This window comes from Mesorhizobium montanum (assembly GCF_033977145.1).
Taxonomy (GTDB): Bacteria; Pseudomonadota; Alphaproteobacteria; order Rhizobiales; family Rhizobiaceae; genus Mesorhizobium; species Mesorhizobium montanum.
The window spans coordinates 232435-256635 of sequence record NZ_JAVIJF010000004.1; the positions used below are offsets into that span (position 1 = coordinate 232435).

Below are 24201 nucleotides of genomic sequence, written 5' to 3' on the forward strand. Positions count from 1 at the left end.
CGCTACGCCGGCTCCACGGTCCTTGGCCTCTGCAGCCTTGCCAGTTCCGCATAGGGGATGTGGCATCGGATCGTATGGCCCGGCTGGGCCTCGGTCAGCTCCGGCTCCTGCGTCTCGCAGATGGCGCCGATCTTGCGCGGGCAGCGCGTGTGGAAGACGCAGCCCGTCGGCGGGTTGGCGGCACTTGGGATTTCGCCATCGAGGCGGATGCGCGAGCTCTCCGTCCGTTCGAGCTTGGGCACCGCCGACAGCAGCGCTTCGGTATAGGGATGATGCGGGCCGGAAAAGACCGCTTCCGACGGCCCGAACTCCATGATGCGGCCGAGATAGAGCACTGCGATCTTGTCGGAGAGATAGCGCACCACGCCGAGGTCATGCGAGATGAAGATGTAGCTGACATCCTGCTTCGTCTGCAGGTCGGCCAGAAGGTTGAGGATCGCCGCCTGCACCGATACGTCCAGCGCCGAGGTCGGCTCGTCGCAGACGACGATGCGCGGATCGCCGGCGAAGGCGCGGGCGATCGCCACGCGCTGCTTCAGGCCGCCCGACAGCTGGCGCGGCTTGACCGCCAGATGCCGGTCGGTGAGCCGCACCGAGCGGACGAGCTCTTCCAGCCGCGTGTCCAGCGTCTTGCCGGTGAGCCCGCCCAGCCGCTTCAAGGCGCGGCTCAGGATATGCCGGATCGAATGCGAGCGGTTGAGCGCGGAGTCCGGATTCTGGAAGACGATCTGCACCGCCTTGACCTGGTCCTCCGAGCGGTTGGCAAGCCGTGGTGCGAGCTTCTCGCCTTCGAGCTCGATGCTGCCGCCTTCGTCCGGGGGGACGAGGCCAAGCAGCAGTCTCGCGAAGGTCGTCTTGCCGCTGCCGGATTCGCCGACAAGGCCGAGCGTCTCGCCGGGCCTCAGGCTGACCGAGACGTCCTTGACCGCCCGCAGCGGATGGCCATGGCTGCCATAGGTCTTGTTCAGCCCTTCGACCTGCAGCACCGGCGGCGCCTGCCTGGGCGCTGCGGCGGGAATGTCGGCGGGTGTGGCGCGCGGCAGCGACTGCGCCGTGTCGTGGTAGTGGCAGCGCGACAGTCGGCCGTCGCCGAGCTCATAGAGCGGCGGCGGCTCTGCGCGGCAGCGTTCGGTCGCCAGCGCGCATCGGTCGGCGAAGGCGCAGCCGACGATTGTAGCGCCGATGCCGGGCAGGAAGCCGGGAATGGTGTCGAGCCGGCCCTGGTCCTTGCGCTGGCCGCCGCGCGGCAGGCAGCGCAGCAGCGCCACCGTATACGGATGGCGCGGATCGTTGAACACGTCCTTGGTTGAGCCTTCCTCGACCAGCATGCCGGCATAGAGCACACCGACGCGGTCGCACATGTTGGAGACGACGGCGAGGTTGTGGCTGATGAACAGGATCGACGCCGACAGCTCTCTCCTCAACTGCCCGATCAGGTCGAGCACCTCGGCTTCCACCGTTGCGTCGAGGCCGGTCGTCGGCTCGTCGAGGATCAGCATCGAGGGGTCGTTGGCCAAAGCCATGGCGATCGCCACGCGCTGCTGCATACCGCCGGAGAGCTGGTGCGGGTAGCGCTGCATGACGCTGACTGGATCGGAGATGCGCACACGGTTCAGCATGGCGATCGCCTTGGCTTCCGCCGCCTGCCCGGCGATGCCGGCGAGCTCGAAGATCTCGGTCAACTGGCGGCCGATGCGCAGCGACGGGTTCAGCGCCTTGCCGGGATCCTGATAAACCATCGACACGCTGTCGGCGCGGGCACGCCGCAGCGCCTCGCCGTCGAGCTTCATCACATCCTGGCCGTCGAGCGCGATCGAGCCGCCGGTGATCGAGCCATTGCGTGGCAAATAGCGCACCACCGATAGCGCGACAGTGGATTTGCCGCAGCCGGATTCGCCGACCAGCCCATAGGCCTCGCCGGCCTTGATGGTCAGATTGACGTTGCGCAATACCGCGCGGTTGCGGCGGCCAACGCGATAGGCGACCGAAAGGTCCTTCAGTTCGAGTGCGTTGGCGGCTTGCCTGGGCTCAGTCATTGAATGCTCCATGCACGCCGTCGGCCACCAGGTTGACGCCGATCACCAGCGAGGCGATGGCCAGGGCATCGAACAGCACCGTCCACCAGAAGCCGCCGCCGATCATGCCGTAATTGGAGGAGATCGAGAGGCCCCAGTCGGGCGACGGCGGCTGGATGCCGAAGCCCATGAAGGAGAGCGTGGCCACGGCGAAGATGGCGTAGCCCAGCCGCACCGTCGTCTCGACCAGGATCGGCGGGATGACATTGGGCAGGATCTCGACGAACATTGTGTGCAGCGCGCCCTCATGGCGCAGCTTTGCCGCGGCGACATAGTCGAGCTCGCGTTCGGCCAGCACCGCCGAGCGCACCGTGCGCGCGATGATCGGAGCGAAGCTCAAGCCGATGACGACGATGACGGTCACCTTCGAGGTGCCGAGCGCGACGATGGCGAGCAGCGCGATGATCACCACCGGGATCGCCATGAAGGCTTCCAAGACGCGGCTGACGATATCGTCGACGATGCCGCGGAAATAACCGATGACGAGGCCGAGCGCTGTTCCGGCGATGGTCGCCAGGATTGTCGCCAGCGGCGCCACCGTCAGGATGTCGCGCGAGCCGACGATGACGCGCGAGAAGACGTCGCGGCCGAGCTGGTCGGTGCCGAACCAGTGATCGGCCGCCGGCGGCGAAAGCGCGTTGATGATGTCGCTCGCCAGCGGATCGTAGGGGACAAAGTACTGGCCGAACAGCGCGCAGACGACCCAGAACAGCAGGATGAAAAGCCCGGTCAGGAAGGTGCCGGACCTCAGCAGCGAATGCAGCACCTCACCCCAGGGGCTGCGCTGTGCGGCATCGGGCGAGGCGGGCGCCGTCAGGCTGGCGGGCGTGTCTGTTGCGCTCATTGCTCTGCTCCCAGCCGGATGCGCGGATTGAGCACGGAATAGAGGAAGTCGGCGACAAGTGTGGCCACCGCATAGACGATGCCGATGGTCAGAATGCCGGCCTCGAGCATCGGAAAGTCCTTGCCGCGCGCGGCGGTGAAGATCAGCGAGCCGATGCCCTGGTAGCGGAACAGCGTCTCGATCACGACCAGGCCGCCGATCAGATAGCCGGTCTGGGTGGCGATCACGGTGATGGTCGGTAACAGCGCGTTGCGCAGCACATGGCGCCAGATCACCGTGCGCCACGGCAGGCCTTTGAGCACGGCGGTGCGCGTATAGTCGGAATCGAGCGCCTCGATCATGCCGGATCGCGCCATGCGCGCGATGTAGCCGAACAGCACCAGGAACAGCGGCAGCGAGGGCAAGATGAGGTAATAGAGCTGGGTGAAGAAGCCGGCGCCTTTTGGCCAGGCGGCGGCGATCGGCAGCCAGCGCAGCCAGACCCCGAAGATCAGGATCAGGATGATCCCGGTGACGAACTCCGGCAGCACCGTCACCGACAGGCCGCCAAGGCTGATGATACGGTCGAGCGGCCGGTTGAAATTGAGCGCGGCAATAACGCCGCCGAGGATGCCGATCGGCACCACCAGCACGAAGGCGACCAGCGCCAGCTTCATCGAGTTGCCGAGCGCATCGATGACGAAAGGCGCCACCGGCGCGCGGAAGACGTAGGACGTGCCCATGTCGCCATGCAGGAAGTTCCAGATCCAGCTTCCGTACTGGACGAGCAACGGCCGGTCGACGCCGAGCGAATGATTGAGCGCATCGACGGCGCGCTGGTCGGCGAACGGCCCGAGAATGGCTCGTCCGACATTGCCCGGCAGCACCTGGCCGCCGAGAAACACCATGACGCTGAGCAAAAACAGCGTGACGAGCGACAGAGCCAGGCGCCGGACGAGGAAGGCGAGGATGGCGAATACTCCTATTGGAGCCGGCTCTCCGTGGAGAGCCGGCCGTCAGGGATAAGCTTGTTCGCTCTCGTCAGCCTTTCGACGCCTTCTCGAGGAACAACTGCGACATGGCGGTGGGCTGCACGCCTGCCACGCCTTTCGCCGTCGCCGTCAAATAGTCGTAGAAATAGCCGAAAATGACCGGCGTTTCCTCGAGCAGCAGCTTCTGGATCTTGCCGGCGGTGGCCTTCTGGGCCTCGAGATCGAGGGCCCCGATATAGCTCGCCGCCATCTGGTCGTAGTCCTTGTTCTTGAAGTGAGCGGCATTCCAGGTGCCGTCGCTCTTCAAAGGTGCCGCGAGATAGACGTTGGGCACGCCGCGGTGGCCGTAGTCGGTGATGCCCATCGCCGAGTCCAGCCAGTTCGACTTGCCGAACACCGCATCGCCGTAATAGGCGCCCTGGTCGAGGATGTTGAGCTCGAGATCGATGCCGATTTCCTTGACCCAGTTCTGGATGAGCTGGGCGTATTCGGGGATCTCCAGATAGCGCTCGGTGGTGAGCGTCATCTTGAAGCCTTGAGCGACGCCTGCCGCTTCCATCAGTTGCTTGGCCTGGGCGACGTCCTGCTTGCGCTGGGGCACGCTGGTGTCGGTCGAGGGATAGACGGCGGCGAACGGGCTATCGTTGCCGAGTGCCGCGCGTCCCTTCATGAGGCCGGCGGCGAGTTTCTCGCGGTCGAGGCAGAGCGCGATGGCGCGGCGCACGCGAGCGTCCTTGGTCGGGCCTTCGTCGCAATGCATATGCAGCTGCTGATGCGCGGACGACTTCAGGCTGATGATGACGACATTCGGGTCGTTGAGGACGGCGACGCCCGCCAGCACCGGCATCTGGTTGATGATGTCGATCTGGCCGCCCTGCAGCGCCAGGATCTGCGGCTGGATGTCGGTGAAGAAGGTGAATTCGGTGCGATCCGGCAAGGCCTTGTCGCCCCAGTAGTCGTCATTGCGCACGAAGGAGGCGCCGACCTTGGCTGTGTATTTTTCGATCTTGAACGGCCCGGTGCCGTCGAAGCTCTGTTCATAACCGCCCTTGTAGCTCGCCGGGATGATGACGGCGTTGTAGTTGTCGGACGACACCATATAGGGGAAGTTGCCGTTCGGCGCGTCGAGATGGAATTCGACGGTGTAGTCGTCGACCTTCTTGGTCGCGCCCTTCTGCAGGGTGCCAGTAAACACCGACAGCGCGTTGGACGAGTTGGCCGGATCGGCGAGCCGGTCGATGCTTGCCACCACGTCGTCGGCCTTCATCTCGCCGCCTGAGTGGAATTTCACGCCCTTGCGCAGCTTGAAGGTCCACACCGTGCCGTCGGTGTTCGGCGCCCAGCTTTCGGCCAGCGCCGGCTTCAGCACGAGGTCGGGGCCATCGATGCAAAGGAATTCGGCCACCTGCTGCATGACGAGCAGGCCGCCGGCGTCGGCGATAGTGACCGGGTCGATCGCCGCTGCCGGCACGCTGCTGCCGACGCGGATGGTGGCGCCGGCCGCGCCGGCGGCACGAGCGAGCGAGGGCGCGGCGCCGAAGCCGGCCGCCATGCCGATGCGGCCGAGCAGCGGCAGCGACAGGCCGAGCAGGCTGCCGTGGCGCACGAATTCGCGGCGGCTGATGCGGCCGTCGATCAGGCCGTCGATAAGGTGGTTTTCGAGCGGCGTGCGACTGCGCCGGATGAGATCGAGAATGCGGTAATTCCTGCTCATGGGTCTAAGCCCTTTCCCCAGTTTGTTGTGGTTGGCGAGTGCATTCCAGTTGACGAGTTCCGCGGAGTTCTCCTGTTCCCGGCCATCAACGAAGTCTATCGACCGGAACTGTAGCACATGGTCTTGCCCGATCCATCTGCCGTAGCGGCGGAGGGGCAGGTCTACTGGCACAGCTTCCAATCCGTTCCGTCCCGCAACCCTCGAACATTGTCGCGCCGCGGGGCTCCCCTGGTTGTATCCGTCTCCTGTCGGTTCGTGTGATCACTCCTAGTTCAACGGCATGCGTTTCAGCCGATCTCGAAGAAGGGCTTGCCGAGCAGGCCGGGGTCCACATCGATGCCGAGGCCCGGGCCGTCCGGAATGCCCATGCGGCTGCCCGTCACCGGCGGCTTGTTGGTGGCCGTGCGCACCGTCACCCATTCGTGGAAGGCGATGGCGTGCAGCCGACGCTCTTCCGGCGTCGACAGCGACAGATGCGCCATGGCTGCGGTGTCGATCTCGGCGCCGCCGGTGTCCTCGACCGTGATCATGAAGCCGAGATCGACGGCGACATCGCGGATCAGCCGCGTCTGCGTCACGCCGCCCAGCCGCGAGATCTTCAGCGTCAGCCCGTCGGCAGCACCCTGGCGGTGGATTTCCAGCATCTCGCCCAGCGAGGTGACGGATTCGTCGAGCACCATCGGCTTGTCCAGCATGCGGCGCACCGACATGTTCTCCTCGATCGTCGTGCAGGGCTGCTCGAACGTGTAGTCGATGCCGCGCGTGGCGTCGGCGAACTGGCGCGCCTGGTAGGGCGTCCAGCCGGCATTGGCGTCGCAGAAGATCACCGTGCCTTTCGGTACGGCCGAAGCGACCGCCGTGACCCGCTCGATGTCGTCGCGCACGTTGCCGCCAACCTTGACCTGCAGGCGGTGACAACCTTCGGCGATGGTCCGTTTGGCAAGCGCCGCCATCTGATCGACCGTGCCGTGGGTGACGACCCGGTAGAGCTCCGCCGTCTCGCTCTCGCGACCGCCGAGCATGGTCACCAGCGGCACGTCCGCGGCGCGCGCGGTGAGATCCCAGCACGCCATGTCGAGCGCGGACTTGATGTAGGGGTGGCCCTTGAACACCGTGTCCATCAGCCTGCCGATGCCGGCAAGCCCGCGCGGGTCCTGGCCGATAAGATGCGGCGCGATCTCCGGCACGCCCGCGCGTGTTCCCGCCGGAAACGCGGCCGAGTAGAAATTGCCGAGCGGCGCCATCTCGCCCCAGCCGGTCACGCCGCTGTCCGACGTGATGGCGACGATCACCGCGTCGAAACAGTCGGCGACGCGCCCCTTGGACATGCGGTAGGGCCCGTCCACGAAGGGCTGCACGACATGGTAGGCCTTGATGCTCTTGATCTTCACGTTGCTGTCCGTTGTCCGCGGGGTCTGTCAGTTCTTCGAGGCGCGCGTTTCGAGGCCGCGCGCGTAGGCAAGAAGCTCCTCGAAATCGAGGCCGATATGCTCGCGCGCATGGCGCTGGGCGGCGCGCATGTCCGAGTCCTTGAGCAGCGTCACATAGGTCTCGTGCAGGTCCTCTGCCGGCACCGGCTCGTTGCGGGCGCGCTGATGCAGCGCGAAATACATCTGCAGCCGGCTGGTCAGGCGCTGCCAGGTTTCGAGCAGCACCGAATTGTCGGCCCACTCATAGATCAGCCCATGCAGCTGCAGCGCCGTTTCGATCTGGCGCGTCGTGTCCTTCGCGCGGGTCGCCTGCTTCACCGCTTCGTGGCGGCGGTCGAGCTCGTCGAAGAAGCGCTGGTCGCGCTGCGGCCAGGTCTGCTCGATGGCGAACTCGTCCAGCATCTGGTTCAGCGAATACGCGTCGACGATATCCTTGGCGGTGACCTCGATGACAAAGGTTCCGGCATAGGGAATGCTGGTCAGGATGCCTTCCTGCACCAGCTCGCGCATCGCCTCGCGCAGCGGCGCGCGGCTCACCCGCATCTGCTCCGAAATCCTGAGCTCGTTGAGCTTCTGCCCAGGTTCAAGCTGCCCAGTGAGGATGGCGCGCCTGAGCAGGGCGACGATCTCCGCCCTGCGCGTCGTATCCGCGATCGGACTGAAATCCAGCTTTGCCATAGGTCGACCCCCGTGAGGAATTTCTGCTAGACAAGCAGGTTGTCGACAATCTAACAAGAGCTGATTTCCATGAGCACCGGATTTTAGGTCGGCAGCTTCAAGCGGCGCGGCCGTAGAAGCCGATGCGCTCCTCATCGGTGAACGTCACGCCCGGCCGCTCATAGTAGGAGAACACCGCGATCATGCGCTCGCGATTACCCTCGACGGTGGTGACCCGGTGCGCGGTGTTCTTGCCGCGGAAGACGTTCAGCGTGCCGGCCTTGATGAGCAGGATTTTTGCCTCGGGGTCGCGCCCCTCGAGCAGTTTCGCCACGCCGTCATAGTTCGGGTCGCTGTCCGAGCGCAGGTCGGTGCGGTACTCGAAATCCCCGCCGATCTCGGGTGCTTGCAGCAAAAGCGTCGTCGTGAATTCCGAGCGATCGAAATGCCAGTTGAGCGCTTCGCCGGCGCGATAGCCCATGACATTGGCGCGGGCGAGGGGGTCCTGCATGACATGCAATTGCGGCTTGCCCATCGTCGCCGCCAGGAACCGCACCAGCGGCGCGTATTCGTAGATCGAAAGCACGGTGCTGCCCGCAATCTGGTCGGCGCATACCGTATGGCTGATCGTCTCTACCTTGCGCAGCGCGGGATGATCCGGGGCCAATTCCGGGATCGACGGCTTGAAGTAGATGTTGTGCATGCGCTTGTGGGCATGCGAGCGAGTGTCCATCACCGGCCGGATTTCGGCCACGGCTTGTTCGGCAATGCCGTGGCGCAGGAATCCTTCCAGGTTGAACATGCCGTTTTCCGCGAGGGCGGCCTTGCACTCGTCTACCAGGCACTGCCATTGCGGGCTGCCTTCGCGGTCGATCGGGTAGCGGTCCAGGTCGAGAATGTCTTCGATCATAGCGTCCTCCATAATCCGGATCATCACACGACAAGGAAAACTTTGCCGCAACGCTGAAAATAGTTAGGCTCTTCCAAGAAAATCTTTCGAGGTAAACGTGGAAAAGCTTCCGCCTTTGAATGCGATGCGGGTCTTCGAGGTTGCGGCCCGTGCAGGCAGCTTCACGCTCGCCGCAAGCGAGCTAGGTGTCTCATCTGCCGCGGTCAGCCAGCAGATCCGCAACCTGGAAGACTGGTTCGGCAAGCAGCTCTTCGTGCGCAAGGGCAACCGCATCGCGTTGACCGATGCCGGCCACGCCATCTATCCGCAGACGGCGCATGCGCTGGGCGAGATCGCGGCGGTCGGCCGGCGCATGCTGGAAGGCGGCTTGCGGACGCGCCTTGTGGTGAGCGTGCCGTTCTCCCTGGCGGAGCTTTGGCTGGCGCCCAGGCTAACGGTGCTGCTCGACGGCTTTCCGCGGATGGCGATCGATGTCCGGGTCGAGGACGATCCTGTCGATGTCGTGCGGCAGAACATCGACCTGCGCATCTCCTATGGCGATTATCATTATCCAGCGCTGAAAATGGTCCGCCTCGTCCACGACGACGTGCTGCCGGTAGCGTCGCCGGATTACTGGCAACGCCACGGCGCTGCCCATCTGGCCGATGTGCATGAGAGCCAGTTCATCCACACCAATTGGGGTCCTAATTACGCCTCACATCCGAGCTGGGCGGACTGGTTCGCAGCCGCTGGCGGCAGCCGCAAACCGGACCCGTCGCATGGCCGTCGCGTCGGCCTGTCAAGCCTCGCGATCGGCGCGGCAAGGTTGGGGCTTGGGATAGCGCTGGGCCAGAGGGTGATGGCAGACGCTGACCTGGAAGCAGGCCGCTTGATTGCGCTGTCGTCCGTCTCGGTCCGCCTCGGCCAGCCCTATTGCGCCTTCATGCTGCCGGCCAAGGCAGAACGTGCCGATGTCGCCGGACTGGTCGAGCTTCTTGGAACCAGCTCTAAGAAAGTGCGGAACGACCTACGTTCGGGATTGCCTGAGCGCACATAGAAAAACGGCGCCCTCGGCGTGGGAGCCGAGGGCGCCGTCGGACCGGAAACTGATGGGGGTTATCAGCTGGCCGGTTTCGGTTGCGGCAAGGGAGAAACCGGCATTCCGGGTCCGATCTTCTGCAAATTGCCCGTGATCACCTGGTCGGTCTCGGAGATGCCGGAGGTCACGGAAATCAGGTCGCCGTCGGTCGGGCCGAGCGAGACCAGCTTCTGGTCGACGGTGTTGCCCTTGCCCAGCACGTAGAGGTACTTGCCGAGCTGGCTGGAACCGAGCGCCACCTGCGGCACCATCAGCGTGTTGGGCTGTTCCTTCACATGCAGGCGCACGCGCACATACTGTCCGGGCAGCAGCGTGAACTTGGCGTTGCCGATCGTGGCGCGCGCCGTGATGGTGCCGGTCGAATGGTCGATCGTGTTGTCGATGAAGGTGAGCTCACCCTTCTGGCTGGGCTGGGTCTCGCCGGGCAAGAGCACATCGACGGTGATCGGACCGTTGGCCTTCGCCTGCTCGATTTGCACGAGGTCGCTCTCGCTCGGGTTGAAGGTCACATAGATCGGGTCGAGCTGCACCAGCGTGTTGAGCACCGTGCCGGCGACGCTGACCAGCGTGCCGACCGAGGCCTGGTTGCGGCCGATGCGGCCCGGGAAGGGCGCCTTGATCTCGGCATAGCCGAGATTGAGCTCGGCCGTCCGCACCGCCGCCTTGTCGAGCAACAGGCCTGCTTCGGCCACTCGCAGCGTGCTGGTGCGCTGGTCGAAACTATCCTTAGCGAGATAACCGCTCTTGGCGAGGTCGGTGCCGCGGCCGAGGTTGGAGCGGGCATAGTCGAGCGTCGCCGTGTCGCGCTGCACCTGCGCCTTGGCCTGATCGAGCGCGGCCTGATAGTCCTCAGGCGCGATCTTGTAGAGCAGGTCGCCCTGCTTGACGTCGCTGCCATCCTGCGCCGTCTGCTCCTGCAGGTAGCCCGGCACGCGCGCCTGCAGCGTGATGCTGCGGATCGACTCCACCCGCGCGGCATAGTCGAGGTAGATCGGCAGCGTCTTCTTCACGACATTGACCACCGGCACCGGCATGACGAAGGCCGCGGGCGCGGGCGCGGCGCCCGCCGTGCCGCCGCTGAGATTGCCCATGTCGAGCAAATGCACGCTGGCCACCGAGATTGCGCCGAGCGCAATGGCCGTTCCCAAAGCGATTTTCCATCTACGCATGTTGGTCTCCAATCCTACTCAGCCGCATCGGCGAGCCGTATGGGCTCGGCGGTCGGTTCAATTTCTTGTTGGTGCGGGGCATACTGATGGCCCGCGGCAGGTTCGTTCTCGCCGCCACGCTCGCGCAGCTTCTCGATCACCGCGTAGAAGACCGGCACGAAGACCAGCGACAGGATGGTTGCCGCCACCATGCCGCCGAAGACGGTGGTGCCGATCGACTGCCGGCTGGCGGCGCCGGCGCCGGTTGCGAACATCAGCGGCAGGACGCCGAGGATGAAGGCGAAGGCCGTCATCAGGATCGGCCGCAGCCTCAGCCTTGCGGCCTCCATCGCCGCTTCGACGATGGTCAGGCCTTCCTCGCGCCGGCGTCTGGCGAACTCGACGATCAGGATCGCGTTTTTCGCCGCCAGGCCGATCAGCATGACGAAGCCGATCTGCGAGTAGACGTCGATCTGCATGCCGCGCAGCAGCAGCACGACGAAGGCGCCGAACAGGGCGAGCGGCACGGCGAGCAGCACCATGAAGGGCATCGCCCAGCTTTCATACTGCGCCGCCAGGATCAGGAAGACGAAGACCATCGCCAGCCCGAACACCACCGAGGCGATCGACCCGGCCTTGAGCTCCTGAAAAGTGATGCCGGTCCATTCGTAGCCGAAGTCACGCGGCAGCACGTTCGCCGCCGCCCGCTCCATCGCCGCCACCGCCTGTCCGGACGAGAAGCCGGGGGCCGCGCCGCCATTGATGAGCGCGGAGGCGTTGTTGTTGTAATGCGGCACGGTCTCCGGACCGACGATCGGCACCAGCTTGCCCAGTGTGCTCAGCGGCACCATGCCGCCCGACGCGTTGCGCACATAGAGCCGTGAGATGTCGGTCGCATCGGCGCGCGCATCCTTGTCGGCCTGGATCGTCACGCGGAAGGTGCGGCCGAACAGGTTGAAGTCGTTGACGTAGAGCGAGCCGAGATAGATCTGCAGCGTGTTGAAGACGTCGGGCAGGTTGAGGCCGAGCAGCTTCGCCTTGCTGCGGTCGAGGTCGTAGTTGAACTGCGGCGTCGAGGTCGAGAAGGATGAGAACAGCTGCTGCGGATTGAGCTCCGGCTGCTTGCGCGCCTCGGCCAGCAGCGCCTGTGTAACGTCGTTGAGCGCGGCACTTCCGCGGCCGGAGAGATCCTCCACCTGGAACTCGAAGCCGCCGGTGGTGCCGATGCCCGGGATCGAAGGCGGATCGAAGGAAAGCGCGAACGCATCCGGCATTTGCATGAGCTTGCCGCGCACCTGTTCGACCAGTTTCGACGCGCTCTGGTCAGGGCCGCGTTCGCCCCATGGCTTCAGGATTGCGAACTCCACCGCCGAGTTCGATTGCGCGGCGCTGGTCAGGAAGTTGAGGCCGCTGATCGAGCCGACAATGTCGACGCCGGGCGTGTTCTGCAGGATGTCGCGCGCCCTCTGCGCCACCGCGTCGGTGCGCTCCAAAGAAGCGCCGTCCGGCAACTGGATGACGACGAAGAAATATCCCTGGTCTTCCACGGGAAGGAAGGTTGAGGGCAATTTCTGCCAGACGAAATAGGTCGCGACGAGACCGGCCGCGAACAGGCCAAGCATGATCCAACGCAGCCTGATCAGGATGCGCACGCCATGGGCGTAGACATGCGAGAGCCAGTCGAAGCCGGCGTTGAACCAGCGAAACGGCGCGAACTGCGTCTCGCCGCGGTGGCGCAGGAACGCCGCGCTCAACGCCGGGGAGAGCGTCAGCGAGTTGAAGGCCGAAATGCCGACGGAGATCGCGACAGTGAGCGCGAACTGGTTGTAGAGCCGGCCTGAGACGCCCGGGATGAAAGCGACGGGAATGAACACCGCCATCAGCACCGCGGTGGTGGCGATGATCGGCCCGGTCACCTCGGCCATCGCCGCGCGCGTCGCGGCCAGCGGCTTGAGCCCGGCTTCCAATTGTCGTTCGACATTTTCGACCACGACGATGGCGTCGTCGACGACAAGGCCGATCGCCAGCACCATGCCGAGCAGCGAGAGCATGTTCAGCGAGAAGCCCAGCATGTACATGATCGCCAGCGTCGCGATCAGCGACACGGGAATGGCGATGGTCGGGATGATCGTGGTGCGCCAGCTCTGCAGGAAGATGAACACCACCGCCACGACTAGCACCAGCGCTTCGCCGAGCGTGATCAGCACGTCGTGCATCGAGGCCGACACGAAGCGAGTCGTATCGTAATGCATGGCGTAGTGGACGCCCTTCGGGAAGCGCTGCGACAGCTCCTGCATCTTGTCCTTGACCCGCTGCTGCAGGTCGAGCGCGTTGGAGCCGGGCATCTGGTAGACGGCGAGCACCACAGTCGGGTCCTTGCCGAAGAAGGCGGATGACGAATATTGCAGCGCGCCAAGCTCGATGCGGGCGACGTCGCGCAGGCGCACGAGCGAACCGTTCTGCGAATTGGCGCGCACGACGATGTCGCCGAATTCCTTCGGGTCGCTGAGGCGGCCGACGGCGTTGACCTGCATTTCGAAGGCGGTGCCGGCGGGGGCCGGCGACTGGCCGATCTTGCCGGCCGCCACCTGAACGTTCTGCTCGGCAATGGCGTTCTGCACGTCGACGGCGGTGATGCCTAGATTGGCCAGCTTGTCCGGGTCGAGCCAGACGCGCATCGAATAGCGGCGCTCGCCGAAGATCTGCACCTCGCCGACGCCGGGCAGGCGCTTCAGCGGATCGACCACCTGGAGATAGGCGAGGTTGCTCAGTGCCACCGGGTCGACGGACCCGTCCGGCGAGGTGAGGTCGACGATCAGCACGAAATTGGGGTTCTGCTTCTTGATCGTCACGCCGCCCTGGTTGACGATGGCCGGCAGGGAGGATGCGGCCTGCGAAACGCGATTCTGCACGTCGACTGCCGCCGTGCTCAGCGGATAGCCGACATCGAAGGTGATGGTGATGGTCGAGGAGCCGTCATTCGAGCTCGTCGACGACATGTAGGTCATGCCCTGCACACCATTGATCTGCTGCTCGAGCGGCGTGGTGACCGTATCGGCCACGACCTGCGCGCTGGCGCCGGGATAATGGGCGCTGACCACGACCTGCGGAGGGGTGATGTCGGGGAATTGCGAGACCGGCAAAAGGAAATAGGCGATCGCACCGGCGAGCACCATGATGATGGCGATCGCCGACGCGAAGATCGGGCGGTGGATGAAGAAGTTTACCATGATGCGGATGCCTCGCCGAACGGCTTTGCGAAATGGCGCATGCGCCGGGCGCGGCCGGAACCGGAGTCCTCCAGGAAGGATGGCAGGCTCTCGTCGTCCGGCGCTTCGTGCGCTGCGCGCGAGCGCAGCATCCGCTCAAAGGCTTTGGGATCGATCCCGTCCGCCTTCATCACCAGCCGGATCATCGGATCCCGGATGGCTTCGTCGATCGTCAGGTCTTTGCGCTTTTGCATAGGAGTGGCTCCTTGCTGCGGCTCGCATCGGTTGATCACGGGCCGCTTCTTTCTCGGATTCACCGGCCGAAGCCGCATGAAAGGCAGGTTTTCTGTCCTATCTCACTTTGGCGGGCTATCGGTGGGCCTTGTCGTTTGACGGAGAGTGATATAGGTGTTACCAGTAAGTAACATTCTGGAAGTTACAGACCGGTAACACCCTAGTCAAGAGGTGACCTCGGTTTTTTTGGAAACGACGAAAGGAGAGCATGATGACTGACGGCGTGGCGGAGCGTTCCCGCCCCCGGGATCGAATCCTGGAAACGGCGCAGGACATGTTTCACAAGCACGGCATCAAGGGTGTGGGCGTCGACGCCATCACCGAGGCTGCCGGCACCAACAAGATGACGCTCTACCGTCATTTCGAGTCCAAGGACGAGCTGATCATCGAATGCCTGCGCGCTACGGCGGCGAAGGCTTCAAGGATATGGGACGAATTCGAAGCGCAGCATCCCGGCGACAAGCTCGCCCAGCTGCATGCCTGGGTTCACAAGGCGTCTGAAATGCTTAGCGCCGACTGCCGCGGATGCGATATGGCGAATGCCGCCGTCGAGCTCAGCGAGACCGATCATCCGGCAAGGCGCGTCATCAAGGAACTGAAGGAGGCCCAGCGCGAAAAGCTGGTTGCGCTTTGCCGCGATGCCGGCATCGGACAGGCGGAGCTCCTTGCCGATACGTTGTCGCTGCTGCTCGAAGGCGCGCGCGTCTCGATGCAGAGCGTTGGCTCGGAGGGTCCGAGCGCCCAATTCGTGCGCATGGCCGAAAGCCTGATCGCCTCGTTCCGGGCGCGCTGACAGCGGCTCCCCTGGTCCGGCCCTTCGGGTCACCGTTCTCCCCGAGGGGAGAAGAGGTTGCCGCCGGCGCAGACCGCTCTCTCCTCCGGTCCTCTGGGGAGAGGCCGGATCGCCCGGAATTGCGTTTGCATTCGACTTGGCAATCCGGGTGAAGGGCTTGCTTCGCCTTCGCATTATTCCATGCGGGCAAAGAAAAAGCCCGCTGCCGGGAGGAGGTGGCAGCGGGCTTGATTTCGAATACGGCACGGGAGGAGGTGTACCGTACTCAGCGTCGGCATCACATCTGGGAGGAGGAGACGGCCGACACCCGGATAAATACGGGGTGCCTAACGATTCGGCAATTGCGAAACGTGCATAGCTGGTGTGCAGAATTGCGGGATCAATCATCAGACAAATCCGCGAATCCCGCCGTTGGAGACATCCCGCGGGCTACTGCACCGGTACGTTTTCCTTGAAGATCAGCCGCGGCTCGATGAATTTCTTCGTCAGATAAGGCGCCGACGAGGCGATCGAGCCGAGCAGGCGGATCACCGACTGCTCGGCAATCAGTCGCGCATTCTGATCGATGACGACGTCGGCGAGATCGTCGATGAGATAGCGGCGCGTTTCCTTGGTCAGGTCATGGCAGATCAAGACCGGCTTCCTGCGCGGCCTGACCTCGAGCAAGGCCTTGGCCACGCCGGAACGTCCCGCGCCGACGCAGTAGATGCCGAGCAGTTCCGGTTCGTTGTGCAGCGCCTTGATGGTGGCGCTGTAACTGGTGTCCGGATCGTCGTTGCTCTCGACGGCACTTGAGACGGTGAGGTTGGGAAACTCTTCGCTGAGCACCGAACGAAAGCCCATTTCACGTTCCTCGTGGCCGCGATAGGAGCGCGAGCCGACCACCATCGCCAGATGCCCGGTTCGGTCTCCGAGGAAGCGGCCCATCAACAGCGCCGCCGTGCGGCCCGCCACGCGGTTGTCGATGCCGACATAGGCCGAGCGGGGTGCGGCCGGAACGTCCGAGATCAGCGTGACCAGCCTGATCCCGGCATCGACCAGCTCGCGCAGGATGTTGCGCGTGCGCGGGTGGTCGACGGCGATGACGCCGACGCCATTGGCCTTCAGCGACAGATTCTCCACCGCGCCCTGCAGCGCGCCCGGCGAGATGCCGGCAAGGTTGTGGATGCGGCAGGAAGCGACCAGGGGCAGGCGCTGGGCATAATCATCGATGTGATGGGCGAGGTCGGCCATGAAGGCGTTGCTGCCGATCGGCAGGAAGAATTCGAGATGCGCCGGCTTCGACGGCAGCACCACCTGATCGAGCGTCGGCAGATAGCCGAGCTGCTTGGCCGCCTCCATCACGCGCTGCCGGTTGGCGGCACTTGCGCCCGGGCGGTTGTTGAGCACCCGGTCGACGGTCGCGGTCGACAGGCCGCAGCTCCTGGCGATGTCGGCTACGGTGGCTTTCATGGGTCCAGTCATAGGGGCTGACGCAATCCTGTGCCAGCGGCAGGCATGAAGCGGCTGGCTGCCGCCGATGCGACCTGCCGGTCAGCAATCAGCCATGCTGCTGCGGTCCGTCGGCGATCGCGTCACGGATTTCCTTGTCCGACATGCCGGTGATGACGCGCTCGACGTCGGCGACGGTGGTCTTTTTCGGATCGATATCGTCGGCCACCACCTTGCCCCGGCGCATCACCACGATGCGGTCGACCACCTGGAAGACGTGATGGATATTGTGCGCGATGAAGATGCAGGAGTGCCCGGAATCGCGGGCACTGCGCACGAAGCTCAAGACCCCTTGCGTCTCGGCGACGCCGAGATTGTTGGTCGGCTCGTCGAGGATGATCAGATCGCTGTCGAAATGCATGGCGCGCGCGATCGCCACCGCTTGCCGCTCGCCGCCAGACAGCGAGCCGATCGGCGTCGTCGGCGGGATGTTCTTGGTGATGCCGACCTGCTTGAGCAGGTCGCGTGCTACCGAGTTCATCGCCTCCTGATCCATGCGGTTCAAGAAGCGCGGCGCCTTGATCGGCTCGCGCCCGAGGAACAGGTTGCGCGCGATCGACAGCTGCGTTACCAGCGCCGAATCCTGGTAGATCGTCTCGATGCCTTGCCCGATGGCGTCGCTGGTGCTGCGCAACGTGACCTTCTTTCCGCGGATGAAGATGTCGCCGCTGGTCAGCGGCACCGCGCCCGACAGCACCTTGATCAGCGTCGACTTCCCGGCGCCGTTGTCGCCGAGCAGGCCGACGATCTCCCTTTCATTGACGTGGAAGTTGGCGTCCACCAGCGCTTGCACGCGCCCGTAGGATTTGCGGATATGTTCCATGCGGATCAGCGGTTCGGCCATGGTTCACGTCCCTGCCTGGTGCCGGCGTTCGAGCCATGAATGCAGCGCCATCATGCCGAGGATGATTGCGCCGATGAAGATGTTGTAGGCGAGCCCCGGCACGCCGATCAGCACGATGCCGTTGCGCATGACGCGCAGGATAAGGATGCCGAGCACCGTGCCGATAATGGTGCCGCGCCCGCCGGTCAGCGCCGTGCCGCCGATCACCACCATGGCGATGACTTCGAGCTCGTAGCCGGTGCCGCTATTGGGGTTGGCCGCGGATGTGCGCAGCGACGAGATCACGCCGGCGAGCGAAGCCATCACCGCCGACAGGATGAACAGCCCGGCCTTGACGCGGCTGACGTTGACGCCGCGCGCCCGTGCCGCAAGTGGATTGCCGCCGGCGGCCTGGATCCAGTTGCCGGTACGGCTCTGCGTCAGCACGTAGCCGAGCGCGATCGCAGCACCGATGAACCAGAACAGCGAGGCGTAGATGCGGAACGGGCCGACATAGAAATCACCGACCAGGATATTCGCCAGCCAGCTGCCTTCGGCGCTCCAGGTGCGCTGCGGGAAGCCGTCGGTGATGAACAGCGCCGTGCCGCGCACGACCAGCAGCATGCCGAGCGTGACCAGGAAGGACGGAATCTTGAGCTGGGTGACGAACCAGCCGTTGACCAGTCCGATGACGGCCGCAACCAGCAATGCGATCAGCAGGCCTAGTTCGAGGGACGTGACGCCGCTGTTGTAGAGCGTCCACATCAGCACCGGCGAGAAGCCGAACAGCGAGCCGACCGAGAGGTCGAATTCGCCCGATGTCATCAAGAGCGTCATTGCCAGCGCGATCAGGCCGAGCTCGACGGTGAAGGCCAGGATGTTGGAGATGTTCTGCGGCGACAGGAAGTCGGGATTGATGCCCCAGAAGACGACGAGCTCGACGATGAGCAGCACCAGCGGACCGAATTCCGCCCGCGCGATCAGACGTTGGATGAAGGAACGGTTTTCCATTGAACCCGCGACGTGAGGGCCGGCCGTCCGACTGGGACGGCGCGGGAGACGGGAAAAACGGTCGCGACAGTGACGTCGCGACCGTTCGCTCGGGGATTATTTGCCGGACAGGATCTTGTCGTAGACGCCGGCGGTGTCCTTCTCATAGAGCGCGCCGGTGATGACGTTGAAGCCCGGAGGAATGCCGCTGGCGGCCATGTTGGCCATCGACAGCGCGATATAGCTGGTCGCCTGCGGATCCTGCCATTGGCCGGCATTGACGTAGCCGTTCAGCACTTCCTGTGTGGTGTCGAGCGAGTTGCCCCAGCCGACGACCGGGATTTCGCCCGGCTTCACGCCGGCCTGGTCGAACACGCGCTTGATCGAGCCGGTGACGAGGTCGCCGAGGCCGATGATCGCCTTCACCTTGCCCTTGTGGGCGGTGAGGTAGTCGACCATGCGGTTGATCGCTTCGGCCTGGTCGAGCGTCGCCTCGGTCACCTCATAGGTGATGCCGGCCGGCCCGAACACGCTCTTGATGCCTTCCTCTTCCTGCACGCCATAGGTGGCGCCTGGGATCTCGACAGGCATCCAGACGAAGTCGCCCTTCTTCACCAGGCCCTTGTCGACCAGATACTGCGCCCAGTGCTTGCCGAAGGTGACGTTGTCGCCGCCGACATAGGCGTTGAAGTTGGCCTTCGGATCGGGCGTGTTGAAGTTGATGATCGGCATATTGGCGGCTCGCGCTTCCTTGACGATTTCGACAAGACTGCCCGGGTCGGGGCTGGTGGTCACGATGCCGTCGGCCTTGGCCGCGATCGCTGCGCGCACGGCCTCCTGCTGGGAGGCGACATCGCCATTGTGGAACGAGGTGTTGACCGTGTTGCCTGTGTCCTTGGCCCATTGCTTGGCACCGGCCAGGAAGTAGGTCCAGACCGGATCGGCCGGGCCGCCATGCGAAATCCAGTAGAACGTCTTGGCCTCGGCCATCGCCGGGATGGCGATGGCAGCGATCAAGCCAAGCACGAGCAGTCTTAGCCGCGAAAGCATTCGATTTCCTCCCATGTTGAAACTCTCCTCCACATCAAGCGCGACGCGGCCTTGAACCGCACCTCCTGCCAGCGCCGACCGGAACGTCTAGAGCATTCCCTTTTTCGGGCGGTGGCAAGCCTCCTTCGCCAATGGATGTTGGCACAGGCGCGCACGCCATCACCGATCCCATCAGATTGCATCAGTTGCGTTGATATTTCCCTGAGGGCGCCGAGCTCAGCCGCGCGGGCCGGCGTTGATGGCGGCCGTTTTGGGGTGGCTGTTAGAGAAGATCCGCCCTGGCCAGGTCGCGCATGAGGTGGCTGGCGCCGTAGGTCCAGTGCGGGCAATCCGGCGACAGCCGCACGCGGTTGACCAGCGCGCCGAGCTTTTCCGACGAGATGGTGACGATGTCGCCGACCTTGTGGGTAAAGCCCTTGCCCTTCTCGCCGCGGTCCTTCGAGGGCACGAACATGGTGCCGAGATAGAGCGCCAGCCCGTCTGGATACTGGTGATGCGGTCCCATCGCCGCCTTGACCAATTCTTCCGGCGAGCGGCTGATTTCCGCCATCGAGCTCGCGCCCTCCAGCGAGAAGGCATCCTCGCCCTCGACGCTCAGCCGCACCGTGGCGCGCTTTACGTCGGCAATGGAAAACGTCTCGTCGAACAGTCGGATGAAGGGGCCGAGTGACGCGGAAGCATTGTTGTCCTTGGCCTTGCCGAGCAGCAGCGCCGAGCGGCCCTCGACGTCACGCAGATTGACGTCGTTGCCGAGCGTGGCGCCCACGATGCGGCCCGAGCTGTCGGCGATCATGGCGATCTCAGGCTCGGGATTGTTCCAGGTGGAGACGGGATGCAGCCCGACATCGGCGCCGAAGCCGACCGAGGCCATCGGCTGGCACTTGGTGAAGATCTCGGCGTCCGGCCCGATGCCCACTTCCAGATATTGCGACCAGGCGCCGCGCGAAATCAGCTTGGCCTTGATCTCCATCGCTTCCGGCGAGCCGGGCTTGAGCTTGGAGAGGTCATGACCGATCAGTCCGGCGATGTCGGCGCGGATGGCGTCGGCCTTTTCCGCCGAGCCGCGCGCCTGCTCCTCGATGACGCGCTCGAGCAGGCTGACGACGAAGGTGACGCCGGACGCCTTCACCGCCTGCAGGTCGACGGGCGAAAGCAGGATCGGCTTCCTCGCGTCGCGTTCGGCCTCGAAGCTGTTCGCCGCGATGTCGTCGAGCGAGCCGATCGGCTTGCCCTTGGCCGCACGCAGATAGTCGGCCGGGTCCTTCATCTCGCAGAGGTCGCGCACCGTGGGCGCCGCGCTCGATGTGATATCGAACACCGTGCCGTCGCGCACCGTGACCACCAGGGGATGGGAAGCGTCGCTGGTCCTGGCGCGGCCGACGAAAAGTCCGTCGGCGGGCAGGCGGGTCGGGTCGGTCATGATGATGCTCCTCTCAATTCGCGGGCGGCACTTTCCCCGGATTTTGCCCAAACGTCTATCCCGTTGATGGTGTGGTCTATGGCCAATGGGTGGACTGTCGCATAGTCGCCGGTGATCTGGCCCATCGAAACGCTCTTTCAAATCTGTGAAATCGACAATAGGATTTTCACGAGTGGCCAAGCATTGGGTGATCCGTGCCAGCAACCTTTTCCGATCCGATTTGGCACAAGCCCCAAATGGCACCGGGCTTTCGGTCCGAACTGTCGTCCGGCGGCACGCTGGACGTGGTGATCGTCGGCGGCGGCATCATGGGCCTGTCGACGGCGCTGCATGCGGCGCGCGCCGGTCTGTCGGTGCAGGTGCTGGACACCGGAGCGATCGGGCAGGGCGCTTCGGGCCTCAACGGCGGCCAGGTTATTCCAGGCCTCAAATATGATCCGGAATGGCTGATCGGACACTCCGGCAAGGAACGCGGCGAAGCATTGGTCGAGTTCGCCGCTTCGACGGCCGATGCCGTCTTCGATGTGATCCGCGATGAGAAGCTCGCAGTGCCGTTTACGCGCAATGGCTGGATCCAGGCCGCGCACACGAAGACGGCCCTGAAGGCGGCCGCCAACCGCGACCGGCAGTGGCGCTTGCGCGGCGCCCAGGTCGAGTTGCTCGACCAGGCCGGGATCGCGGCGATGACCGGCGCCAGAGGTTATCTCGGCGGCTGGCTCGATCGCCGCGCCGGTGTCGTCGATCCGCTGTCCTACACGCTAGAGTTGGCCCGCGTCGCTTCGGCCGCCGGCGCCGGCATTGCCGAGCAGCAGAGGGTGGTGAAGCTCGGCAAGGAGGCTGGCGTCTGGCGGGTTTCGACGCAAGGCGGCGCCGAATTGCGCGCCAAGTCGGTCGTGCTCGCCACCAACGCCTATACGGACGGCCTGCTGCCGGGCCTCGCGCAGACCATCGTGCCGCTGCATTCCTTCCAGATTGCCACCGCGCCGCTGCCGGCGGACCTTGCCGCGAGCATCCTGCCGGGCGGGCAAGCCGTTTCCGATTCCCGCCGCATCCTTGTCTACTACCGCAAGAGCGCCGATGGCCGGATGGTGCTCGGCGGCCGCGGCCGCATGGCGCTGCCTTCCAGCCCCGCGGACTGGGCGCATTGCGAACGCGCGCTCCTGCGCCTCTATCCGCCGCTTGCCGGCATCGCCATCGAAAAGCGCTGGTTCGGCCGCGTGGCGCTGACGCCGGATCACCTGCCGCATCTGCATGAGCCGGAAAAGGGCCTGCTTGCCGTCGTCGGCTGCCAGGGCAGGGGCGTCGGCTTGATGAGCGCATTGGGCAAGCGCATGGCGAACTACCTTGCGAGCGGCGATGCCAGGCAATTGCCGTTCCCGCTGTCGCCGATCAAGCCGATCCCGTTCCACGCTTTCCGCCAGATCGGTGTCGCTGCCGCTATCACCTGGTACCGGATACTCGACGCGTTCGAGCGCTGACGAAGCGTGCAGAGCACAAGCGATTCAGCTTGACAGTTTCATGAATATGAAAAATTATTAGACGATTTCAGAAAATCCGATGGGCAGCCCCGATAGGCAACAAGATGTCGACCATCGCTGCAACACGGCCATTGCCGGAAAACCGCATCTCGCCGGTCTTCCGTTTCGCCATGCTGCTGCCCGGCGGACTGGTCACCTTCTTTCTGATCCTGTTCGCGCTTGGGCTGGTGGTATTCCTCGCCTTCCGGAGCAATGACGGCTCGCTGCTCGGCGCCGGCCTGACGGCGGAAAATTTCCTTACCGTTGCTACCGACCCGCTCTACTGGACGGTGACGCTGCGCTCGCTGGTCATCGCCGGCCTGGTGACGCTCGCCACGGTCGTCACTGCATATCCGGTTGCCTACTACCTTGCCTTCCATGCGGGCCGCCGGCGCAACCTGCTGCTTTTCCTGGTCACGCTGCCGTTCTGGACCAGCTATCTCTTGCGCGTCTTCGCCTGGAAGATCGTGCTTGCCTATAATGGCGTGCTCAACTCGGCCTTCATCGAAACCGGCCTCTGGTCGCAGCCGACGCTCGCCTTCCTCAACACGCCGGCCGCGGTCGTTGTGACGCTCGCCCACGCCTACGCGCCCTTCGCCATCCTGCCGATCTATGTGGCGCTGGACACGATCCCGAAATCACTGCTCGAAGCCGCCTCCGACCTCGGCGCGCGGCCCTTCACCAGCTTCCGCCGCGTCGTGCTGCCAAATTCCATGCCGGGCGTGCTGGCGGCAGCGCTCGTCGTCTTCGTGCCGACGGTCGGCGACTATGTCACGCCGGCCATGGTCGGCGGCCCGGCCAGCACCATGATCGGCACGCTGATCCAATCGCAGTTCGGCAAGGCCAATGACTGGCCGTTCGGCGCCGCCCTTTCGGTCTGCGTCATGCTGGTCATCTTGTGCGTGGTCCTGGTCGCGCGCGGCGCCGACCGCAGATTTGGCAGCCGCACATGAGCCGCGCGCGAACCGACGCCAACGCAGGCGGCCGCTGGCTCGGCATCTATGTGCTCGGTTATCTCGTCTTCCTCTATCTGCCGGTGCTTTTGATCCCGCTGTTTTCCTTCAACGACTCCATCCAGGCGGCGTTTCCGCTGCAGGGTTTCACGCTTGAATGGTATCGAACGCTCTACGGCAATCCCGCACTCTCCGGCGCCTTGGCCAACAGCCTGGTCATCGGCGTCATCGCCGCCTTCGGCGCGACGCTCTGCGGCATCACCGTTTCCTATATGGACCTCTATGGCCGCTCGCCGCTCGCGGCCACAATCAGCGCCATCGCCCGCCTGCCGATCCTGATCCCCGGCGTCATCGTCGGCATTTCGCTCTTGATCCTGGTCAATCTCATCGGCCTCGGCCCGTCGCGCGTCTCCATCGTGCTCGGCCATATCCTCGTCGCGCTGCCGACGACGGTCGTGGTGATGCGCAGCCGCTTCGCCGCCATCCCGAAGACGATCCGCGAAGCGGCGCTCGACCTCGGCGCCTCCGACTGGACGACGTTCCGGCGCGTCATGCTGCCGCTCAGCCTGCCCGCCGTGCTGTCGGCCTTCATGCTTTCTTTCCTGATCTCCTTCGACGAGTTCATCGTCGTCTTCTTCCTCGCCGGCACCGAGCCGACGCTGCCGCTCTACATCTGGAGCCAGTTGCGCTTCCCGCGTTCGCTGCCGACGGTGATGGCGCTCGGAACCGTGATCCTCGCTGCCTCCTTCGTCATCGCCGGCACCGCCGAAATCCTGCGTCATCGCGGCCTTGGCGCCGCTCGCCGTCACCCAGCCTGAACCACAACAAGAAGAG

21 protein-coding genes are annotated in these 24201 nt (G+C 64.6%); 5 read left to right on the top strand and 16 right to left on the bottom strand.

Translation table 11 applies throughout. From position 1 onward, the window contains the following. Positions 1-2: 2 nt before the first annotated feature. The 7 genes from RFM68_RS07360 to RFM68_RS07390 form a co-directional block, all read right to left on the bottom strand. A complete protein-coding gene (locus tag RFM68_RS07360) occupies positions 3-2036 on the bottom strand; it encodes an ABC transporter ATP-binding protein (RefSeq protein ID WP_320232045.1) in 2034 nt (677 codons plus the stop codon). Next, positions 2029-2919, bottom strand: a complete 891-nt coding sequence (locus RFM68_RS07365) for an ABC transporter permease (RefSeq protein ID WP_320232046.1) — start codon at positions 2917-2919, stop codon at positions 2029-2031. Before RFM68_RS07365 ends, RFM68_RS07360 begins: the two co-directional genes overlap by 8 nt. Next, entirely contained in the window at positions 2916-3869 is a 954-nt protein-coding gene (locus tag RFM68_RS07370) for an ABC transporter permease (RefSeq protein ID WP_320232159.1), read from the bottom strand. Before RFM68_RS07370 ends, RFM68_RS07365 begins: the two co-directional genes overlap by 4 nt. Before the next feature lie 70 nt (positions 3870-3939). Further along, positions 3940-5604 carry an ABC transporter substrate-binding protein gene (locus tag RFM68_RS07375; RefSeq protein WP_320232047.1) on the bottom strand — a complete coding sequence of 555 codons (1665 nt, stop codon included), beginning with the start codon at positions 5602-5604 and terminating at the stop codon, positions 3940-3942. Positions 5605-5891: 287 nt separating this feature from the next. Next, positions 5892-6995 carry a mandelate racemase/muconate lactonizing enzyme family protein gene (locus tag RFM68_RS07380; protein ID WP_320232048.1) on the bottom strand — a complete coding sequence of 368 codons (1104 nt, stop codon included), beginning with the start codon at positions 6993-6995 and terminating at the stop codon, positions 5892-5894. Between the two features lie 27 nt (positions 6996-7022). Then, positions 7023-7712 (bottom strand): GntR family transcriptional regulator, encoded by a 690-nt coding sequence (locus RFM68_RS07385; protein WP_320232049.1) that lies wholly within the window; start codon positions 7710-7712, stop codon positions 7023-7025. A gap of 97 nt (positions 7713-7809) precedes the next feature. Next, a complete protein-coding gene (locus RFM68_RS07390) occupies positions 7810-8601 on the bottom strand; it encodes a HalD/BesD family halogenase (RefSeq protein WP_320232050.1) in 792 nt (263 codons plus the stop codon). Between the two features lie 97 nt (positions 8602-8698). Between RFM68_RS07390 and RFM68_RS07395 the strand changes: the two genes are divergently transcribed. After that, positions 8699-9637: a LysR substrate-binding domain-containing protein gene (locus tag RFM68_RS07395; RefSeq protein WP_320232051.1), complete on the top strand. Its 939-nt coding sequence runs from the start codon at positions 8699-8701 to the stop codon at positions 9635-9637. 62 nt (positions 9638-9699) lie between these two features. Here RFM68_RS07395 and RFM68_RS07400 read toward each other — a convergent pair whose 3' ends face one another. Genes RFM68_RS07400 through RFM68_RS07410 form a run of 3 tightly spaced genes read right to left on the bottom strand, consistent with a single transcriptional unit; the run spans position 9700 to position 14290 of the window. Then, positions 9700-10848 carry an efflux RND transporter periplasmic adaptor subunit gene (locus RFM68_RS07400; protein ID WP_320232052.1) on the bottom strand — a complete coding sequence of 383 codons (1149 nt, stop codon included), beginning with the start codon at positions 10846-10848 and terminating at the stop codon, positions 9700-9702. A 14-nt stretch (positions 10849-10862) separates the two neighbouring features. Beyond that, a complete protein-coding gene (locus RFM68_RS07405) occupies positions 10863-14057 on the bottom strand; it encodes an efflux RND transporter permease subunit (protein ID WP_320232053.1) in 3195 nt (1064 codons plus the stop codon). Beyond that, positions 14051-14290, bottom strand: a complete 240-nt coding sequence (locus RFM68_RS07410; protein ID WP_320232054.1) for a hypothetical protein — start codon at positions 14288-14290, stop codon at positions 14051-14053. The genes RFM68_RS07405 and RFM68_RS07410 overlap by 7 nt, the downstream gene beginning before the upstream one ends. Before the next feature lie 251 nt (positions 14291-14541). On the opposite strand from RFM68_RS07410, the gene RFM68_RS07415 reads away from it, so the two are divergent. Next, positions 14542-15123: a TetR/AcrR family transcriptional regulator gene (locus RFM68_RS07415; protein ID WP_320232160.1), complete on the top strand. Its 582-nt coding sequence runs from the start codon at positions 14542-14544 to the stop codon at positions 15121-15123. 429 nt (positions 15124-15552) lie between these two features. Here RFM68_RS07415 and RFM68_RS07420 read toward each other — a convergent pair whose 3' ends face one another. From RFM68_RS07420 to RFM68_RS07445, 6 genes are all read right to left on the bottom strand, one after another. Then, on the bottom strand, positions 15553-16575 hold the full coding sequence (locus RFM68_RS07420) for a LacI family DNA-binding transcriptional regulator (protein ID WP_320232055.1): 1023 nt from the start codon (positions 16573-16575) through the stop codon (positions 15553-15555). An 88-nt stretch (positions 16576-16663) separates the two neighbouring features. After that, positions 16664-17458, bottom strand: a complete 795-nt coding sequence (locus RFM68_RS07425) for an ATP-binding cassette domain-containing protein (RefSeq protein ID WP_320232056.1) — start codon at positions 17456-17458, stop codon at positions 16664-16666. A gap of 3 nt (positions 17459-17461) precedes the next feature. Beyond that, positions 17462-18448 carry an ABC transporter permease gene (locus tag RFM68_RS07430; protein ID WP_320232057.1) on the bottom strand — a complete coding sequence of 329 codons (987 nt, stop codon included), beginning with the start codon at positions 18446-18448 and terminating at the stop codon, positions 17462-17464. Between the two features lie 96 nt (positions 18449-18544). Then, positions 18545-19477, bottom strand: a complete 933-nt coding sequence (locus tag RFM68_RS07435; RefSeq protein WP_320232058.1) for a substrate-binding domain-containing protein — start codon at positions 19475-19477, stop codon at positions 18545-18547. A 262-nt stretch (positions 19478-19739) separates the two neighbouring features. Beyond that, positions 19740-20897, bottom strand: coding sequence for a fumarylacetoacetate hydrolase family protein (locus RFM68_RS07440; protein ID WP_320232059.1), 1158 nt, complete (start codon positions 20895-20897; stop codon positions 19740-19742). Next, on the bottom strand, positions 20894-21022 hold the full coding sequence (locus RFM68_RS07445) for a hypothetical protein (RefSeq protein ID WP_320232060.1): 129 nt from the start codon (positions 21020-21022) through the stop codon (positions 20894-20896). The genes RFM68_RS07440 and RFM68_RS07445 overlap by 4 nt, the downstream gene beginning before the upstream one ends. Positions 21023-21091: 69 nt before the next feature. Here RFM68_RS07445 and RFM68_RS07450 point away from each other — a divergent pair, with 69 nt between their 5' ends. From RFM68_RS07450 to RFM68_RS07460, 3 genes are all read left to right on the top strand, one after another. After that, positions 21092-22375 carry an NAD(P)/FAD-dependent oxidoreductase gene (locus RFM68_RS07450; RefSeq protein WP_430694829.1) on the top strand — a complete coding sequence of 428 codons (1284 nt, stop codon included), beginning with the start codon at positions 21092-21094 and terminating at the stop codon, positions 22373-22375. Between the two features lie 104 nt (positions 22376-22479). After that, positions 22480-23367 (top strand): ABC transporter permease, encoded by an 888-nt coding sequence (locus RFM68_RS07455; protein ID WP_320232062.1) that lies wholly within the window; start codon positions 22480-22482, stop codon positions 23365-23367. After that, positions 23364-24185: an ABC transporter permease gene (locus RFM68_RS07460; protein ID WP_320232063.1), complete on the top strand. Its 822-nt coding sequence runs from the start codon at positions 23364-23366 to the stop codon at positions 24183-24185. The genes RFM68_RS07455 and RFM68_RS07460 overlap by 4 nt, the downstream gene beginning before the upstream one ends. The last annotated feature ends 16 nt before the right edge of the window (positions 24186-24201 follow it).